Genomic DNA, 16239 nt, shown 5'->3' with positions numbered 1-16239 from the left:
GAAGGTCAAAATGACCCCGGCCAGAAGCGCAGACACAGGCTTTGGGCTTTTGGAGTGGGCGTCAGGAAGCCAGACCTGGAGCGGCACCACGCCCGCCTTCAACCCAAACCCGATAAACGAGAGCAGGAATATCGCGTTGGAGTACGGGGGTGATGGGTGATATATATGCACCCTCAATGCCAGAGAAGGCGAAGGTTCCACTCTTTACGAAAGCGAGAAAGAAAGCGGCGAAGATAAGAGCGGTCCCCAGCTTCGAGGCGGCCGAGTAGAGGTAGCCGGCGTCGACGCGCCCCTCCCTTCCGTCCTCGAAGACGACCAGGCCGTAAAACAAGATCGCGGCCAGCTCCCAGAAGAACAGGAAGAGAAACTCGTGATCGGAGACGAACAGGAGCAGAGCCGCCATCATCAGCAAATCGTAGAGCGCGGCGTAGGCCCATCTAGGGCCTTCGACCTCGTAGCCGAGGGCGTAGATCGAGGTCGGCAGCAGCACGAATCCGGCAGTGAGCACGAAGAGTCCCGAGAATCCTCCCAATGAAACGGTTGCAAGCCCCAGTCCATACCCTAGGGTAAAGACAGCCCCGAACCCGTGCCCAAAGATGGCCAGAAGCCCGGTGGTGATCGCGAAGGCCCCTCCCACTGCTCCAAGCACGAAGGCCAGCTGAGCAGAAGAGCGCTTTCTTCTAAAAACAGAAACCACAGCACCAAGAACCAGAGAAAGCGTCGAAGCCCAAAAGAGGATTCCGCTCATCGACCAACCCTCCGGATAGTGCGATACAGCAGATGACGGATTTTTTCACTTTCACACATCGGATCGCTCCAGCGCCATAACCCTTCCCTCTTCTCTTTGAGATCGGTCGGAGAGGAGGGAAAGCAAAGGCTCCTGCTCCGGCCGGAGCAGAAGCCATCAGCACCAGAGGCGCGGTTAAGCGGGCTTCATCGCCTGGAAGGTTTATATCATACAGCGCCTTCAAAGTTAAGTTCTACACGACATCCCAGCAGGCAGGCGCTCCGGAACACCTCAGGCAACCTCGAAGATACGCCGGTAGGAGTCCCACCCGTAGCTCGTCGGCAGGGGCTCGCCGGGAAGAAGACGAAAGGTGCGCGAGCCGTCCGGGAGACGCTCGGCGCGCAGAAAGAGCATCCCTCCGTCCCTCCTATCGTAGAGGCTGCGAGCCAGGTCGTAGAGGTGGGTGACGAAGAAGACCCGCACGCCGGACTCGACCATCGCCCGGACGACCTGACGGGCCATCTCGGAGCCCTCCCGCTCGTTGGTCGAGGAGAACGACTCGTTGCACAGCAGCATGCCGCCGGGCCCGATGCGCTCCGCGATCCTCCCCATCCTCCCGAGCTCCTCGTCGAGCCTGCCGCTGCGCATCCGCTCGTCCTCCTCCCTGCGGTAGTGGGTGAACACCCCCGAGCAGATGCTGGCGCGAAAGGACCCGGCGGGCACGAACATCCCGCACTGCATCATCAACTGTGCGAGCCCCACGCTGCGCAGGAAGGTGGACTTGCCGCCCTGGTTGGCGCCCGTGATCATCACGAGCCCTTTGCCGTCGGCGTCGATATCGTTGCCGACGACGCGCCCCTCGACGCTCAGGCTGAGGGAGACGTCGTAGAGCCCGCGGGCCGAGAGCGCCTTCTTTTCGATGGGCTCGGGGGTGGGGAAGCAGAGCGGCTCCCCCCTGGCCGCGAGCCGGTCACGCAGGTTGAGGCACCCGACGTAGAAGGCGAGCTCGGCGCGCAAAAGCTCGAAGAAACCGAGGATGTTGTCCGCCGAGCGGGCCGTGACGTCGGCGACGCGGTTGAGCCCCCGGTCGGAGAGCTCGTCCAGGGCCCGGAAGCCGCTCACGTCGCGGTCCGGGACGGTGAAGCCGTAGCCGGAGCGGTCGCCGAACGGGAGGCGTTCGAGGAGGCGCTGACGCCTCGGGACCCTCAGCACGTAGTCCCTCCCCCTGTTGCCCCGGCCGAGGCGCGCGCTGAAGAGCATCCCACGGCCGAACTCGAGCTCCCCCAGGTGCCGCTCGACCTCGGCGAGGTAGTCGTCCGAGAGATCCCGCCGGACCATCTCGAAGAACCTGCCGAAGGCCTCCGAAGAGAAGCTCCCGGCATGCTCGTCGGCGAGGCCCCTGAGCCTCCTCAGGTGCCCGAGGAACATCCCGAGAACCTGGACCGCACGGTTGAGTATCGAGCGCGGGGAGTCGTGAAGCAGGCCCACGAAGACCTTCCGCTCGCCTTCGATGGCTTCGATCGCGACGCGATGGATCTCCCTCACGACCTCCGCCTCCTCGAGGCAGTCGGCGAGCGCCCGCTGGCGGTAGAGTATCTCCTCCGGCTCGGAGAGCCCATCGAGTAGCGCCTTCCTGGCGACCTCGTACACGAAGTCGTCCCCCGAGGCCATCGCCTGCAGGAGCGGCTGGAGGCCGAGGTCCCGCGTGAGATCCTCCGTGTTCTCCGGCAGCCCGCCTCCCGGGTCGAAGTCGCGGTCGCGGTGCATGAGGAGCACCCTCATCTCTTCACCCTCCTCTTGAGATCCTCGTAGGTGAGCCCGTACTTGCGGGCGAGCGCCAGCGCGTAGGCGAGCCCTTCGGGGGGCTTGCGCACGATCCGGAAGGTCCGCACGGACGGGTCTTCGGGGTCCACGGTCCCGACCATGCTCACGGTCTCCTCCCTGAGGGTGGCCAGCTCGTCGATGAACGTGACGCAGACGCACAGCGCCCCGAGCCTCTCGATCCGCCCGAGCAGGTCGGTCCCGATGCGGGCGGCGTCCTCGAGCGTCGTCGAGCTGAAGCTCTCGTTCAGGACGATGAGGCTCTCCCCGGTGGCCTCCCGCAGGATCTCGTGCAGCCGCACGAGATCGTCTTCGAGTTTGCTCCGCAGCCGCTCGACGCCCTCCTCCCTCTCGAAGTGGGTGAAGATCGCATCGGGGATGTGAAGGTGGGCCTCGGCGGCCGGGACCGGGAGCCCCAGGCTCGCCAGGTAGTGCAGCTGTCCGACCATCCGGGCGAAGGTGGTCTTGCCGCCCTGGTTCGGCCCCGTGACAACCAGGATGCGCTCCGGGTGGCGCAGGTGGAAGCCGTTTTTCACCACCGATCCCCCCTCGCGCAGAAGCGAGGCGGCGAGCGCGAGGTCGAATCCCTCCTCGACCCTCGTCTCCCCCACCTCTTCGGAGACCTCCGGGTAGCAGAACGGGAGGCCCGCCTCCCTGAAGCGCCCGGCGTACTCCAGGTAGGCGAGGTAGAACTGCACCTCGCGGTCGAACGCCGCGACGGTCTCGTCCAGGTAATCGCGGCGGCGTCTGCAGAACTCGTCCAGCCTCCCGAAGACGTCCGGATTGAGCCGGGCGACGAGCTCCAGGATGCGCTCCTCGACGTGGCCCAACTCCGGGGGATCGCGGAAGCGCACCCGGTGGTCCTTCGCCGCGCCGCGCGCGAACCGGGCGAAGACCCTCTCGATCTCGTCCCCGTAGTCCTCCTCGCCCTCGTAGGTGTCGACCCTGACCCGGTTGCCTCTTATGTGTACCGTGTAGACGACCCCGGCCAGGTCCTCCCGCAGCGCGCGCACCTCCTCTTCGAGCCCGGAGAACTCCTCCGAGCCGGCGTAGCCGGCGAGGTAGTCGCTCAGCGCCCGCAGACCGCGCGAGGCGGGCTCCCGCTGCGGGAGTTCCCGGGCCAGAGAGCGGACGGCCTCGCAGTAGACACCGGCGGCGTCCAGGAACCAGCGCTGCTTCTGCAGCTCGTGGTGGAGCTTCCCGGCGAGGGAAAGGCACTCGCGCATCGCCCGCATGCGCCGGGCGAAGTCCTCCACCACTTCCCGCACCTCACCGCGCTCGAGATCACGCGCCACCTCCTGCCGGTAGGTGACCTCTCCGGGCTCGCGTAGAGGGGTGTGGAAGAACGGAGCGAGGTCGTATTCCTCCCTGCCCGAGAGAAGCTCCTCCACCACCGCATCGAGACGGAAGTCGGAGAAGAAGGTGGGCTCCGCGGCCCGGAGCTCTCCGGCCCTTCTATCCTCGAAGAGTATGCTCTGGAAGGTCTTCTCCATCCCTCTCACCTCCTCCGGGTGGAGGCCAAACAGAAAGGCCCCCACCGGTCGGGGAAACCGGTAGAGGCCATCAGCCGGCTCCGCCGGCAGGAGCCGCAGAGAGAGCTCTGCGGCCGGTGCGAGCCTCATCGCATCGGCGGGTTGGCCGCCGCAAGGGGATTGTAGCCATGCCCCGGGAGCCCATCAACCTCCGGCCGCCCTGCGGGTGGCGAGCAACACCGGCACGGCGAGGAGCTGCACCACGACTGAGAACGCCACGAGCCCCATGACCGAGTGGTCGTAGAGCACGCCGAGAAGCCAGCTCCCGACGAACCAGGCGACGCCGTAGCAGGCGCTGAAGACGCCGTAGGCGTAGGCCCTCCTCGTGGTGGGGATCATCCCGGCGACCGGGGCGCTCATCAGCGAGTCCTGTATGCCCATCCCCACCCCCCAGAGGACGACGCCGGTGGCCGCCGCCCCAATCCCCCCGAGAAAAGCCAGCGGCGCGAAGAACGCGGAGATCACGACCGCGAGCGCCAGGACGGGCATCCCACCCCGGTCGAACCAGCGGCCGAAGAGGAGCGCCGAAGCGCCGGAGACCGCCATCGCCACCGCGTAGAGGATCGGGATGAGGCTGCCGGAGGTCTCCGAGGCGAGGTGGAAGGAGATCAGGCCGAAGTCCGCGTACCCGAGCGCGACGAGCATCATGGCCCCGAGGTAAGTCCAGAAGGCGGCGGGGAGCCTGCTCCCCACGTCTTTCTGCGCGAACGCCTCTCCTGTCCGCTCCATGCTGCGGGGGTTGGGGTAGCGCAGCCTGGCCTGCAGGAGGACGAGCAGCGAGACCGCGGCGGGTACGGCCAGGAAGGCGAAGGCGAGGTGGTAGCTACCGCCCAGGTAGAGGATCGCGGCCACGGCGAGCGGTCCCACGAGAGCCCCGGTCTGGTCGAGGGCCTCGCGCAGCGCGAACGCCCACCCCTGCCCGATGACCGTGCCGGCGTGGGAGAGCATGGCGTCGCGCGGCGGGTTCCTCAGGCCTTTGCCTATACGCTCCAGGACGATCAGGGCCGCGGCGAGCTGCCAGTCTCCCGCAAGCGCCAGAAGCGGCGCGGCGAGCAAATTCACCACGTACCCCACCCCCGTGATGAGCCAGTAGCGGCCGGTGCGGCTGCTCAGGTAACCCGAGAGCAGCCGAACACCGTAGCCCGCGAGCTCCCCGAGCCCGGAGACGAACCCGACGAGCGCCCCGGAGACGCCGAAGGTGGCGAGGAAGGGCCCGTAGATACCCCGGGCTCCCTCGTAGGTCATGTCCGCGAACAGGCTCAAGACGCCTATGAGGACGACGAAGGAGAGTGCCGCGGAGGCCTCCCTTCCCCTACCTGGGCGAGCTTTTCTCACGCCGGGATCACCCCTTCCATCATCCCGCAACCCGGCGACCCGATCAACGGCCGGACCACCGGGCGAGGAGATCCCTGGCGGCTTCGCCGACCCGTCCGCCCCCTTCCCGGCTCACCTCGCGGAGGAGATCGAGCGTCCCTTCGGCTGGACCGAGCCTCTCGAGCGCATCGACCGCGGCGAGCCGGACCTGGACCGGACCATTCCGCAGGGCATTCTCCAGCGTCTTTCTGGCCCGCTCGTCGCCGATGGCCCCCAGACCGCTCACGGCGGCCGCCCTCAGGTACGGGTCGGCCGCATCATCCTCCACCAGCTCGCTCAGAGGCTCCACCGCCTCGACCGCGCCGAGCTTGCCCAGGATGCCAGCCGCCCGCACCGCGGTCTCCCCCTGGGGGTGGTGTAGCGCCCAGATGAGCCTCTCGACGTAGGTCTCCCCCGTCTCGCTCCGCAACGGAGCACCGCAGCGGGCACAGTACTTCGCCTCCCGACCGTTGACCTCGTAACACCGCGGGCAGTAGAGCCAGCTCACCCCTCCATCCCCTCCGCTCCGTACATCACCCCGCCCAGAAACTGCGCAACATCTTCGCAGCGGTCGATTGCCTCCTCGAGCCGGTCGTAGATGTCCTTCCAGCGCATCGTCTGGACGGGGTCGGCTCCGAGCACCAGCAGGGCCGTGAGGGCCGCCCGGTAGGCGACGTCGGCCTCGTTCTCCACGGCGGCCGCCGCGCGCACACGCTCGCTTATGTCCTCTCCTCTCTTCACGCCCTCGACGCAGAGCGACAGCTCCTCCGAGATCCGCCGCAGGTAAGAGGCCAGCCTGACCGACTGATCGGTCGGGACTATCTCGAAGCGGTGGTAGATCCGCATGAGGTCCGAGATCTCCTCCAGCGCGTCCATCGCGGCGTCGAGGTGCTGGGAGAGGATGATGAGCCGGACCCCGCCGAAAGGGTGACCGTCTCCGGACCTCTCGGCCGCACCGAGCATCTGTGCGATGGTGAGGTCGGAGGCCCGCTCCAGTGAGTCTATGTATGTGGCGTGAGAGGCCATCCGAGAAGGGTCGACGAAGGTGGCGTGCAGAAGCCGCGCCCCTGCGACGAAATCCTCCACGAGGTCGGAGAGGGCCTCCAGCACGGCCCCGCCGGCGAGGCCTCGCTTCCCTTCCGTCTCACCGGGCATCCGCTCTTCCCCGCGTCGCGAGCGCGCCGAGCGCGGCCTGAGCGACCTCCGGCCGCGGGTCTTCCGCGGCCTCCCGCAGCAACGCGAACGCGCCCGGCACCTTCGAGAGCGCCCGGGCCGCCGCGTTGCGCAACCCGGGATCCTCCCCTCTGAGGAGCGCGTAGAGCGGCAAGAGTCCCTCGCGCGCCTCGAGATCCCCCACGGCCCGCACCGCGGCGAAGCGGACCTCGGGATCGGGATCTTCCAGGAGCGGCAGGAGTTCAGGGGCCTGCTCTCGGGCCCCGAGCCAGGCCAGGGCGTCGACCGCGGCGCGGCGCTCTTCGGCCTGCGGAGAACGTAGAAGACCGGCGAGGAAGGCCCCGGCCCCCTCGCCGAGGATCTCATGAAGGGCGCGGAGGGCGTACGGCCTGAGCCCCGGCCCCTCCCGACAGAGCGCCTCGAAGAGCGGTGGCGCCGCCCGGTGGGCCTTCGAGCGGGCGAGCGATTCCGCCGCCACCCGGCGCACGTCGGTGCTGGGGTCACAGGCCAGAGCTTCGAAGACGGGCTCGAGGTGATGCACGCGTACGAGCAGCGGCACCACCGCCTCCCGCACCCGGGGCTCGGGATCCTCGAGAGCCTCTTCGAGCACCCCGGCCGCCCTCTCCCCCGCGACCTCTGCGAGGGCCCAAAGCGCCACCCGGCGTACGCTCCAGGACCGGTCGCGCACGAGCTCCCGGAGGACCCTCTCCCCCGCACCGAGTCCTCCCAGCGAGCGGGCTGCCTCCGCCCTTACCTGCGGGTCACGGTCGCGGGCGAGGAAGACGAGCGCCGGCACCGCCCCACGGTCCCCGAGCCTCCCGAGCGAGCGCGCCGCCGCCCGCCGCACCAGCCCCACCTCGTCCGAGGCGAGGACGAGCAGATCCCCGAGAAACCTCCCGTCGCCGATGGCCCCACCGCACACCGCGGCGGCGTAGCGGCGGGTGTAATCGCCGCTGCGCGCCAGTTCCTCGATCCCCTCGGGAACCTCCGTGACGCCGAGGGACTCGAAGGCCCGGGCGAGTTCGTCCACCTCGGCGAGCTCGCAGCTGCGCAGCCGCTCCACCAGCCGTCCGACGTCCCCGATTCGGCTCTTCATCGGGAGGTCAGCCTGCGCCAGAGGCCCCCGAAGAACCCCCGAGGCTCTTCGGGGGCCTCCATCTCGAACACCGGGCGGGTGACGCTCTTCGGGAAGGGGGGCTCTATCCGGTCCGGGTCCTCTCCCCTTCGCCTGAGCTCCTCCTCGAGGAGGGCGACCTCGCGGGCGAGGGCTTCTATCTCCTCCCTCAGGGGCCGTACGGTCTGCTTCTCCATCTTTTCGAGCTCACCGGCGAGGTCGGTGTACTCGTCGCGCCCGGAGGCGTACTCGCGGCCCTCCGTGGCCTGCCACAGTTCGAGCACCTCGTAGGAGGCGCGGGTCTGCGCCAGCATGAGGACGAGGTTCTCGAGACGCTCCTTCGCGCTCCCCTCCATCGCGAGCTTCTTCACCTTCGGCTGCTCCAGGTACGAGCGCGCCCCGCGCTCGAAGACTTCTTCGGCGGAGAGACCCAGCGTCTCGAGCCTGCGGATGGCCTCAGACATCACCCTTATCTGCACGCCGCCTCCTTTCCGCAAGGGCCATGCGCAGAGCCTCCCGGCGCCTCCCGAGGCGCTCCCGCTCGCTCTCGAGCCGCGGGATCAGGTACTCCCTGGTCGCCGCGACCTCACGCCTGAGGGCGGAGTTGATCATCCTGCCGGTCTGGTCGTCGCGGGCGGCCTCCGCCAGGGAGTGGTGCAGCCGGGCGTAGGCTCCCTGGTAGTCGGCGAGTTCCTGGTAGAGCTGTTCTGGGTCGTCCTCCGGCCGGGCGTCGAGCTCGCTCAGGGCGAGGCCGAGCAGGAAGACGTAGGAGAAGAGATCACGCTCCCTCGGGTACTCCTCCTCGCTCTCGAGCGCGGCGCCGAGCCTCTCGAGGAGCGCCTCCGGCGGCGCGACCTCGACGTGCGAGACCTCACCGCTCATCCGGACGACCTCCGGTCGGGGAGTGGTCGGCGGTCGAAGATCTGCGGTCCCCCAAAAGCGGTCTCCTTTCCTCTCGTACGGGAGCACCAGGGACCGTCAGCCTCGTGGAGAAGAGGCGGTTCGGCGGCTCTTCCGGCCGCCGCGCGAACCCCATCGCGCTTACACGCCTCATTATACCAGCGAGACCCTCTACACCCCGTATTCGTCCGCGCGAGCCGCGGCCAGGGCACGGGTCCCCTCGTCGAGCCGGACGCGCTCGCCCCCGAAGCGCTCCAGGGCCTCCGAGGCGAGCGCCTCGACGACCTCGTCCAGGGGAGCCCGGCTTCCGGCGCGCCGCAGGCTCCCGACCGACCCCGGCCGCAGCGGCAACCCCATCGCTCCGTAGACCCGCGAGAGCACCCGCGCCAGCTCCTCCTCGCCCTCGACGATCACGATCCCCCCGACGCTCGCGGCGTCGCGGGTGATCCGCTGGGCGATCCCGCAGATCTTCATCCCCTCCCGGTATCCCCCGACGCGGACGCTGTGGTCGCCGGGGCAGAACTCGTCCCTGACCTCCCCGACCTCCGCCGCGATGCCGAAGCGCGAGAGGGTGCCGAGGAGCAGGGAGGAGGCCAGCTCGTAGCGCTCCATCGGGTCCATGTCCCGCCCGTCCGGGCTTACGATCGAGAACCCGAACGTGCCCTCCGAAGCCGCGATCGCACCCCCTCCCGCAGAACGCACCAGCACCGGATATCCCTCCTCCCGGGCGGCGCGTACGGCCTCTTCGAAACCCTCCCGGCGCACGTCGCGCCGGGTCACGCCGACGTGCCGGGTGGAGGGCGTGATCGAGAGCGTCGCCGGGCGCCTGCCCGCAGCGACCTGCTCGAAGAGCACCGAGCCCAGAGCGTAGCCGCAGGCGGCGTCCTCGAAACCTTCGTTCAGCAGAACCTGCACCGGGGTCATTCTACAGCGCAAGCTCCTTCAAGCAGGCACAACCACATTGCAACCTGCCGACGATGCGTGTATATTTGCGCCCGGTGTCAAACCGAATGGGCGATGGAGCCCGCCCGAAACCGCACGCGGTGGCGTGCTGATGGCTTCTACTCCACGGCGCGTGGAGTAGGGGCCTTTCTTTTGCCTCCTCTCCCGCGCCGGTCGGGAAGATGACGGAGAGGAGCGTGGTGATGGATGAAGAGCGCTATACCGGCGGATCTCCAGCCCCTGGGGCCTGCTTTCTCTGCGAGGGAGAGGAAGGTCCGGCGGTGGCGGTGTGCCACCGCTGCGGGGCCTTCGTCTGCAGGGGGCACGCGGTGAGGATGGTCTACCCCGAGGCGCGGCGTCCGGTGGGGCTGATGAGCCCGCCGCGCCGACGGGCGAGAAGGACGGAGATAATCTGCGAGGTCTGCTACCTGGAGGAGCTGGCCTCGCGCAGGGAGGCGGTCTAGCAGGTGACGCTCCCTCCGGTCGTCCTGCAGATTTTGCAGGTACTCACCCTGCTCGTCTTCTCCCCGCTCGTAAGCGGCGTCATCTCGCGGGTCGAGGCGATGCTGCAGGCGCGCAGGGGCCCCAGCGTGCTTCAGCCCTACTACGACATCTGGAAGTATTTCCACAAGGGACGCTCGGTGCCGGAAGGCGTCTCGCCCGTCTTCACGCTCGCCCCCTACGTCGCGTTCGCCTGCTACATGACCGTCGCGATGCTCATCCCGGTGTTGACGAGCTTCGGGCTCCCCTTAGGGTACATGGGGGACATCCTGGGCGGGGCGTTCGTGCTCTCTCTGGCCGCCTTCGCCGTCGCGCTCGCCGGGCTCGACTCCGGCAGCCCCTACGCCGGGCTCGGCTCCAGCCGGGCGATGATGGTCAGCGTGCTCGCCGAACCGACGCTCATCTTCGTGTTCTTCACGGTCGCCCTGATCAGCAAGACCGATCTCCCCTACGTGATGGGCGAGACGCTCAGGAGTTCGTGGGGGGCGGTCTTCTCCCCGACCCACGTGCTCTCGGTCGCGGCGTTCTTCCTGATGATCCTGGTAGACACCGGGCGCATCCCGATAGAGAGCCACTCCTCGACGCTCGAGTTCGGCATGATAGACGAGGCACGCATCTTCGAGCACTCCGGCCCCGAGATGGCGCTTCTGAAGTGGGGCTCGGCGATGAAACAGTTTCTGCTCTACACGGTCTTCCTGAACATCCTGGTCTTTCCCTGGGGTCTCTCCCACGACGGGAGCCCCTCGAGCGTGCTCGTCGCGCTCCTCGCGCTTTTGGCCAAGATGATGGTCGTCGCGGCGGTCGTCGTCGCGATCGAGTCCTCGTTCTCGAAGCTGAGGCTCTTCAAGATCCCGGAGTTCATGGGCGCCGGGTTCATCCTCTCGGTGCTCGCGATCGTGACGTTCTACCTGGGAGGAAGGTAGCATGCAGCAGGCGCTCGACGCCCTCGGCGGGTTTTCGGCGGTGCTGGTCGTCCTGATGCAGTTCGGGCTTCTGCGCTCGCGCGCGATCCACGGCCACGCCGCCCTCTACGCCTTCGAGTCGCTCTTCGTCGCCGCGTTCTCCGCGCTGGCCGGGATCACGAGCGGAAACTTCGAGCTCTACGTGCTCGCCGCCGTGACGGTCGTGGCCAAGGTCTTCGTCGTCCCGGCGCTCATAATGCGCTTCACCCGCGACCTGGACGAGCACGCCGAGGTCGAGATCCCGCTCGCCGTCGGGGTCCCCTCCTCCCTGCTCGCAGCGCTCGCGCTCACCGGTCTCGCCTACGCCGCCGCGCTCCGGCTCCCGCTGCACGGGCCGCTGTTGCCGCACACCTCCTTCGCGCTGGGGCTCGCGGTCGTCCTGATCGGGTTCTTCTTCATGGTCACCCGGCTGAACACGATCTCGCAGCTCGTCGGGATCCTGACGCTCGAGAACGGCATCTTCCTCGGCACCGTCGCCATCGCCCCGGGGTTGCCGCTGCTGGTGGGGCTCCTGATCCTCTTCGACGTACTCATGGCCGTGCTGGTCTTCGGCGTCCTGGTGCGCCTGCTCGCGGTCCGGCGGGCGACCGTGACGACGACCCCGCTGAAGGAGCTCAAGGGATGATCTACGTCCTCGCTGCGCTGGTCACGATCCCGCTCGTCCTCGGTCTCGTCAGCTACCTCTCGCCGCTGCCGCGCCTCTCGCAGGTGCTCACCGTCGCGGGTGCGGTGACGACGCTCGCCCTCGCCGCATCGCTCGTAGGAACGGGCGGAGGCAGGGTCTCGGCCTTCGGCGGCCTCCTCTACGCCGACCCCTTGAGCGTCGTGCTGCTCCTCGCGGTCGCGCTCGTCTACGCGACGAGCGCCGTCTTCTCGATCGGATACCTCAGGAGCGAGGAGAACACGGCGGGCTTTCCCCGCTACGCCCGCAACTTCTACGCGCTGTTGAACCTCTTCGCGTTCACGATGCTCCTCGTCCCCGCGACGGACGACATGGGCGTGATCTGGGTCGCCATCGAGCTGACCACGATAGTCTCCGCGCTCATGGTCGCGCTGGAGGGGACCGCCGCTTCGCTGGAGGCGGCCTGGAAGTACGTGCTCATAGCCTCCTCCGGGCTCGCGCTCGCGCTTCTCGCGGTGGTCCTCCTGTACGCGAGCGGGACGAACACCCTCGGCGAGGGGTACGATCCGAACTGGACCGTGCTGCTCTCGGCGGCCCCGAAGCTCCAGCCGGACACCGTGCGCCTGGCCTTCCTGCTCGCGGTCGTGGGCTTCGGGACCAAAGCCGGGCTCGTCCCGATGCACACCTGGCTCCCAGACGCCCACTCCGAAGGTCCGACCCCCGTCTCCGCGCTGCTCTCGGGGGCGCTTCTCGCCGACGCGATGTACGCCATCTTCCGCTTCTACGGGATCACGGGCCACGCCGTAGGGTTCGGCTTCCCGAAGACCGTGCTCTTCGTCTTCGGGGTCGCCTCGCTCGTCCTCTCGGGGTTCTTCGTGCTGATCCAGCGCGACTTCAAGCGCCTGTTCGCCTACTCCTCGATCGAGCACATGGGGGTCCTGGCCGTCGGCGCGGCGTTCGCCACCCCGCTCGCGCTCTACGGGGTCGCGCTGCACGTGATCACCCACGCCGCGACCAAGAGCATGGCGTTCTTCGGGGCCGGGAGCATCCTGAAGAAGCTCGGCACCCGCGAGACCGCGAAGACCCGCGGGATCATCCACCTCATCCCCGCGACCGCCGTGCTGTTCCTGGCGGCCGGGATGGCGATCGGGGGGCTGCCGCCGTTCGGGATCTTCCGCAGCGAGTTCCTGATCCTGGCGGGGGGCTTCTCGGAGCCCGGGGTCCTGCTCGTCCCGGCCGTCCTCCTTCTGGCGCTGGTGAACCTGGGCTTCCTCGGGCTCTTCCGCTACGCGAACCGCATGGCGCTCGGGGAACCTCCGGAGGGGGCGAAGCCGGGCGAGGCTTCGCGCTGGATGGTCGCGGCGATGGCCCTGGATCTCGTCTTCGTCCTCGGCCTCGGACTGTGGGTGCCGGATGCTTTGAGCGCGGTCCTGCGCGACGCGGCGAGCGTGATCGTGGGAGGTCTCTAGCTTGGACGAGATGGCGAGGATCGAACGGAGAACCGGCGAGCGTCCGGAGCGCACGCGCTGGGGCGGGCTGCACCTCTCGATGCCCCCCGAGCGCCTGGCCTACGTGGTCCCGGCGCTCGCCGTCGAGGAGGACGCCCGCTTCGTCGCCGAGTTCGCCTCCGAGCGCGACGGGCGATTTTACCTCCACGCCGTCGTCGAGATCGGCGGGACCTACCTCATCCTCGAGGCCCCGCTCGCGGGTGGGCGGTTCAGCTCGCTCGCGCTCGAGCTCCCCGCCGCCGACTGGCCCGAACGGGAGATGAAAGACCTCTTCGGCCTCACCCCCTCGGGACACCCCCACCCGGAACGCCTCGTCCTCCCCGAGGGCTGGCCGGAAGGAGAGCATCCCTTGCGCAAGAGCTTCGCGCGCGAGAAGGAGGTGGAGCTCGCGCCCCCCGAACGGGAGAGGCCCATCATGCGCGATCCCGTCGAGGGCGACGGCGTCTCCCACATACCCTACGGCCCCATCCGCTCAGGTGTCTTCGAGTCCGCGCAGTTCGTCGTGGATACCCCGGGGGAGAAGATCCTCAAGCTCCACCTCAACATGTTCTACAAGCACCGCGGGATGGAGAAGATCTTCGAGGGGGTGCCCCTGGAGCAGGCCCCGCTCGTCGCCGAGCGGGTCTCGGGCACCGACTCGTTCGCCCAGTCTCTCGCCTTCTGCGAGGCCGCGGAGCGGGCCCTCGGCGTCGAGGTCCCCCCGAGAGCCCGCCACTGGCGCGTGATCCTCTCCGAGCTCGAGCGCCTCTACAACCACATCGACCACGTCGCGAAGCAGTGCGAGGCAGCCTCGCTCAACGTCGCGAACGCCCGCTTCGCGATCCTCAAGGAGCGCATCCTGCGCCTGAACGCCGCCCTCACCGGCAGCCGCTACCTGCGCGGCGTGAACCGCGTCGGCGGGCTCAGGTTCGAGCCGGGGGCGCTCGAAGGCGCCCTCCTGGAGGAGTTCGCGGGGATAGAGCGCGACTTCACCCGCGACGAGCGACTCTTGCGGCGAACCGACTCGTTCCTCGACCGGATCGTCTCGGCCGGCCCGCTCTCGCGCGAGGACGCCGCAGCCCACGCCGCCGTGGGCCCCGTCGCACGCGGCTCCGGCATCGACCTCGACTGCCGCAGGGACCATCCCTACGCCGCGTACCCGGAGCTGGACTTCCAGGTACAGACGGCATCCGCGGGCGATGCCGATGCCCGCTTCGACGTGCGTCTCCGGGAGGCCCACGAGTCGTTCTCGCTCATCCGCCAGGCCAACGGCCGGATGCCCGAGGGACCGGTGCACGCCGCCTCCCCCGCTCCGGAGCCGGGAGCCGAGGCGCTCGGCTGGGCCGAGGGCGCGCGCGGAGAAGAACTCTACTACCTGCGCTTCGGCGAGGAGGGTGCCCTGGACCGGGTGAAGGTCCGCACCGCCTCCTTCGCCAACTGGCCGCTCTTCGCGAAGACAATAGACGGTCAGATCCTCACGGACTTCGCGTTCATGGAGCACTCGTTCGCGATGTCGCAGGCAGCCTGCGACGGTTAGAGACGGGAGGTTTGCACGACATGCTCGGATGGTTCTACAGGGGGCTCACCGGAGGAAGGGTCACGACCCGCTACCCACAGAGGGAAGAGCGACTTCCGGAGGGCTTCCGGGGGCGCCCGGTCGTCCACCCGGAGAGGCTGGACCCGGAAGGCTCCTGGGAGGAATACGAGAGGGCGTGCCTGCCCGGCGCGATCCGGGTGAGCGAAAAGACCCTCACGCTGGACCTCGGCCGCTGCATCTGCTGCGGGCTCTGCGCCTCCGTACCCGGGGGTGCTTTCACGATGGAGCCGGACTTCGAGCTCGCGGTCTCAGGCCGCGGGGACCTCGTAACGGTGGTGCACCGTGACTAGGGAGGAGCGGGAGGTCCGGGAGGAGCTCGCCGGGCGAGTGCGTGCGTTCGGGCGCTCGCTGCACGTACGCCACGTGGACGCCGGTTCGTGCGGGGCGTGCGAGTCGGAGGTGCAGGCGCTGCAGAACCCGTTCTACGACCTGCACCGCGTCGGGCTCTTCTTCACCCCCTCCCCCCGCCACGCCGACCTGCTGCTCGTCACCGGGCCGGTGACCCGGGCGATGGAGCGTCCCCTGAAGATGGCCTACGAGGCGATGCCCGACCCGAAGGTCGTGATCGCGGCCTGCAGCCCGGCGTGCGGCGGAGGGATCTACGGCCGCTCGTACGCCACGCTGGGCGGTGTGGACGCGGTGCTGCCGGTCGACGTCTACGTCCCGGGGAGCCCGCCTCACCCGCTCTCGCTCCTGCACGGCATCCTGCTCGCCCTGGGACGCATCGAGCAGAAGATAGGCCGCGAGGAGCACGTCGCCGGGAGGGTCTCTTGAGCGGCACAATGTTCTCCCTCTGCCTGCTCTCGCTCGCGCTCGGCGCCGCCGTCTCGCTCCTCTTCGGGAAGCGCGGGGCGCAGGCAGGCCTCACCCTCGGGGCCCTGGGAGGGGCTCTTGCCATCGTCACCGGGCTTTTGGCGATCTACGCCGGCGGCTTCACGCTCTCCGTGGAGCTCGGATACGGGCCCGGCAGGGCCGCCTTCTCGCTCGACGGGCTCTCCGGGTTCTTCGTCCTCACGACCGGGCTCGTGCTGCTGCCGGTCTCGGTGTACAACCTGCATCAGCGGGTGCGCGGAAGCCGCGGGACCTACGCCGCGCTCTACGATCTTCTGGCCCTCGCGACGCTTTTGGTCTTCGCCTCGGAGAACGCTTTCGCCTTCCTGTTCTTCTGGGAGGTCGCGGCCGGGGCGTTCTACGCGCTCGTCGCCTTCGAGGACGGAAGGGAGGGGCGCGTCGGCGCCGGCTACCTCTACTCGGCCGCCTCGAAGCTGGGTACGGCGATGATCCTCGCGGCCTTCTTCCTGGCCTTCGCGCAGGCCGGCACCTTCGGCTTCCCGGAGATGGCCCGCTCGCACCTCTCCGGCGGGTACGCGAGCGCAGCCTTCGTCCTCGCGCTCGTCGGTTTCGCGGTCAAGGCCGGGGTAGTGCCGCTCCAGGTCTGGCTCCCCTCCTCCTACTCCTCGGCCCCGCCCGGCGCCGCAGCGCTTTTGGCCGGAGGTATCCTGAACCTG

19 protein-coding genes and 2 riboswitches are annotated in these 16239 nt (G+C 68.7%); of the genes, 8 read left to right on the top strand and 11 right to left on the bottom strand.

The window, feature by feature from the left end:
- From AC6EKW_RS14965 to AC6EKW_RS14915, 11 genes are all read right to left on the bottom strand, one after another.
- On the bottom strand, positions 1 to 87 hold an 87-nt coding region (locus AC6EKW_RS14965; RefSeq protein WP_420542103.1), incomplete at its 3' end, for a proton-conducting transporter transmembrane domain-containing protein.
- Positions 62 to 748, bottom strand: coding sequence for a hypothetical protein (locus AC6EKW_RS14960; protein WP_273889405.1), 687 nt, complete (start codon positions 746 to 748; stop codon positions 62 to 64). The genes AC6EKW_RS14965 and AC6EKW_RS14960, both read right to left, overlap by 26 nt.
- A 140-nt stretch (positions 749 to 888) precedes the next feature.
- Positions 889 to 950: riboswitch (Fluoride riboswitch) on the bottom strand.
- 68 nt (positions 951 to 1018) lie between these two features.
- Entirely contained in the window at positions 1019 to 2509 is a 1491-nt protein-coding gene (locus tag AC6EKW_RS14955; protein WP_273889404.1) for a MutS-related protein, read from the bottom strand.
- Positions 2506 to 4041: a MutS-related protein gene (locus AC6EKW_RS14950; protein WP_273889403.1), complete on the bottom strand. Its 1536-nt coding sequence runs from the start codon at positions 4039 to 4041 to the stop codon at positions 2506 to 2508. The genes AC6EKW_RS14955 and AC6EKW_RS14950 overlap by 4 nt, the downstream gene beginning before the upstream one ends.
- A gap of 183 nt (positions 4042 to 4224) precedes the next feature.
- Entirely contained in the window at positions 4225 to 5415 is a 1191-nt protein-coding gene (locus AC6EKW_RS14945; RefSeq protein WP_273889402.1) for an MFS transporter, read from the bottom strand.
- 43 nt (positions 5416 to 5458) lie between these two features.
- The gene (locus AC6EKW_RS14940; RefSeq protein ID WP_273889401.1) at positions 5459 to 5941 is read right to left on the bottom strand and encodes a HEAT repeat domain-containing protein; all 483 of its coding nucleotides are present in this window, start codon (positions 5939 to 5941) and stop codon (positions 5459 to 5461) included.
- A complete protein-coding gene (locus AC6EKW_RS14935; RefSeq protein ID WP_273889400.1) occupies positions 5938 to 6588 on the bottom strand; it encodes a DUF47 domain-containing protein in 651 nt (216 codons plus the stop codon). Before AC6EKW_RS14935 ends, AC6EKW_RS14940 begins: the two co-directional genes overlap by 4 nt.
- Positions 6578 to 7702, bottom strand: a complete 1125-nt coding sequence (locus tag AC6EKW_RS14930; RefSeq protein ID WP_273889399.1) for a HEAT repeat domain-containing protein — start codon at positions 7700 to 7702, stop codon at positions 6578 to 6580. Before AC6EKW_RS14930 ends, AC6EKW_RS14935 begins: the two co-directional genes overlap by 11 nt.
- Positions 7699 to 8199 carry a hypothetical protein gene (locus AC6EKW_RS14925; protein ID WP_273889398.1) on the bottom strand — a complete coding sequence of 167 codons (501 nt, stop codon included), beginning with the start codon at positions 8197 to 8199 and terminating at the stop codon, positions 7699 to 7701. Before AC6EKW_RS14925 ends, AC6EKW_RS14930 begins: the two co-directional genes overlap by 4 nt.
- Positions 8177 to 8602 (bottom strand): hypothetical protein, encoded by a 426-nt coding sequence (locus tag AC6EKW_RS14920; protein ID WP_273842947.1) that lies wholly within the window; start codon positions 8600 to 8602, stop codon positions 8177 to 8179. The genes AC6EKW_RS14925 and AC6EKW_RS14920 overlap by 23 nt, the downstream gene beginning before the upstream one ends.
- Positions 8603 to 8791: 189 nt before the next feature.
- Entirely contained in the window at positions 8792 to 9535 is a 744-nt protein-coding gene (locus tag AC6EKW_RS14915; RefSeq protein WP_498514817.1) for a lipoate--protein ligase family protein, read from the bottom strand.
- An 89-nt stretch (positions 9536 to 9624) separates the two neighbouring features.
- A riboswitch (Fluoride riboswitch) is annotated at positions 9625 to 9691 on the top strand.
- 74 nt (positions 9692 to 9765) lie between these two features.
- Here AC6EKW_RS14915 and AC6EKW_RS14910 point away from each other — a divergent pair.
- From AC6EKW_RS14910 to AC6EKW_RS14875, 8 genes are all read left to right on the top strand, one after another.
- Positions 9766 to 10026, top strand: coding sequence for a hypothetical protein (locus tag AC6EKW_RS14910; RefSeq protein ID WP_273842952.1), 261 nt, complete (start codon positions 9766 to 9768; stop codon positions 10024 to 10026).
- A gap of 3 nt (positions 10027 to 10029) precedes the next feature.
- Positions 10030 to 10986, top strand: coding sequence for a respiratory chain complex I subunit 1 family protein (locus AC6EKW_RS14905; RefSeq protein ID WP_273842954.1), 957 nt, complete (start codon positions 10030 to 10032; stop codon positions 10984 to 10986).
- 1 nt (position 10987) lies between these two features.
- The gene (locus AC6EKW_RS14900) at positions 10988 to 11650 is read left to right on the top strand and encodes a hypothetical protein (protein ID WP_273842956.1); all 663 of its coding nucleotides are present in this window, start codon (positions 10988 to 10990) and stop codon (positions 11648 to 11650) included.
- Positions 11647 to 13116 (top strand): proton-conducting transporter transmembrane domain-containing protein, encoded by a 1470-nt coding sequence (locus AC6EKW_RS14895; RefSeq protein WP_273889396.1) that lies wholly within the window; start codon positions 11647 to 11649, stop codon positions 13114 to 13116. Before AC6EKW_RS14900 ends, AC6EKW_RS14895 begins: the two co-directional genes overlap by 4 nt.
- A gap of 10 nt (positions 13117 to 13126) precedes the next feature.
- Complete coding sequence (locus AC6EKW_RS14890) at positions 13127 to 14671, top strand: hydrogenase large subunit (protein WP_273889406.1); 1545 nt, start codon at positions 13127 to 13129, stop codon at positions 14669 to 14671.
- Between the two features lie 20 nt (positions 14672 to 14691).
- Positions 14692 to 15021, top strand: a complete 330-nt coding sequence (locus tag AC6EKW_RS14885; RefSeq protein ID WP_498514816.1) for a hypothetical protein — start codon at positions 14692 to 14694, stop codon at positions 15019 to 15021.
- Positions 15014 to 15505 carry an NADH-quinone oxidoreductase subunit B family protein gene (locus tag AC6EKW_RS14880; RefSeq protein WP_273889394.1) on the top strand — a complete coding sequence of 164 codons (492 nt, stop codon included), beginning with the start codon at positions 15014 to 15016 and terminating at the stop codon, positions 15503 to 15505. The genes AC6EKW_RS14885 and AC6EKW_RS14880 overlap by 8 nt, the downstream gene beginning before the upstream one ends.
- On the top strand, positions 15502 to 16239 hold a 738-nt coding region (locus tag AC6EKW_RS14875), incomplete at its 3' end, for a proton-conducting transporter transmembrane domain-containing protein (RefSeq protein ID WP_273889393.1). The genes AC6EKW_RS14880 and AC6EKW_RS14875, both read left to right, overlap by 4 nt.

It is taken from the genome of Rubrobacter sp. M3-4 (assembly GCF_059772285.1).
This window is presented reverse-complemented; position numbering and strand designations above follow the sequence as displayed.

What these genes read in the sequence shown, in the direction of transcription:
- AC6EKW_RS14960 (WP_273889405.1), bottom strand. Translation starts at nt 748, where the DNA reads ATGAGCGGAATCCTCTTTTGGGCTTCGACGCTTTCTCTGGTTCTTGGT.
- AC6EKW_RS14955 (WP_273889404.1), bottom strand. Translation starts at nt 2,509, where the DNA reads ATGAGGGTGCTCCTCATGCACCGCGACCGCGACTTCGACCCGGGAGGC.
- AC6EKW_RS14950 (WP_273889403.1), bottom strand. Translation starts at nt 4,041, where the DNA reads ATGGAGAAGACCTTCCAGAGCATACTCTTCGAGGATAGAAGGGCCGGA.
- AC6EKW_RS14935 (WP_273889400.1), bottom strand. Translation starts at nt 6,588, where the DNA reads ATGCCCGGTGAGACGGAAGGGAAGCGAGGCCTCGCCGGCGGGGCCGTG.
- AC6EKW_RS14930 (WP_273889399.1), bottom strand. Translation starts at nt 7,702, where the DNA reads ATGAAGAGCCGAATCGGGGACGTCGGACGGCTGGTGGAGCGGCTGCGC.
- AC6EKW_RS14920 (WP_273842947.1), bottom strand. Translation starts at nt 8,602, where the DNA reads ATGAGCGGTGAGGTCTCGCACGTCGAGGTCGCGCCGCCGGAGGCGCTC.
- AC6EKW_RS14910 (WP_273842952.1), top strand. Translation starts at nt 9,766, where the DNA reads ATGGATGAAGAGCGCTATACCGGCGGATCTCCAGCCCCTGGGGCCTGC.
- AC6EKW_RS14900 (WP_273842956.1), top strand. Translation starts at nt 10,988, where the DNA reads ATGCAGCAGGCGCTCGACGCCCTCGGCGGGTTTTCGGCGGTGCTGGTC.
- AC6EKW_RS14895 (WP_273889396.1), top strand. Translation starts at nt 11,647, where the DNA reads ATGATCTACGTCCTCGCTGCGCTGGTCACGATCCCGCTCGTCCTCGGT.
- AC6EKW_RS14890 (WP_273889406.1), top strand. Translation starts at nt 13,127, where the DNA reads ATGGCGAGGATCGAACGGAGAACCGGCGAGCGTCCGGAGCGCACGCGC.
- AC6EKW_RS14885 (WP_498514816.1), top strand. Translation starts at nt 14,692, where the DNA reads ATGCTCGGATGGTTCTACAGGGGGCTCACCGGAGGAAGGGTCACGACC.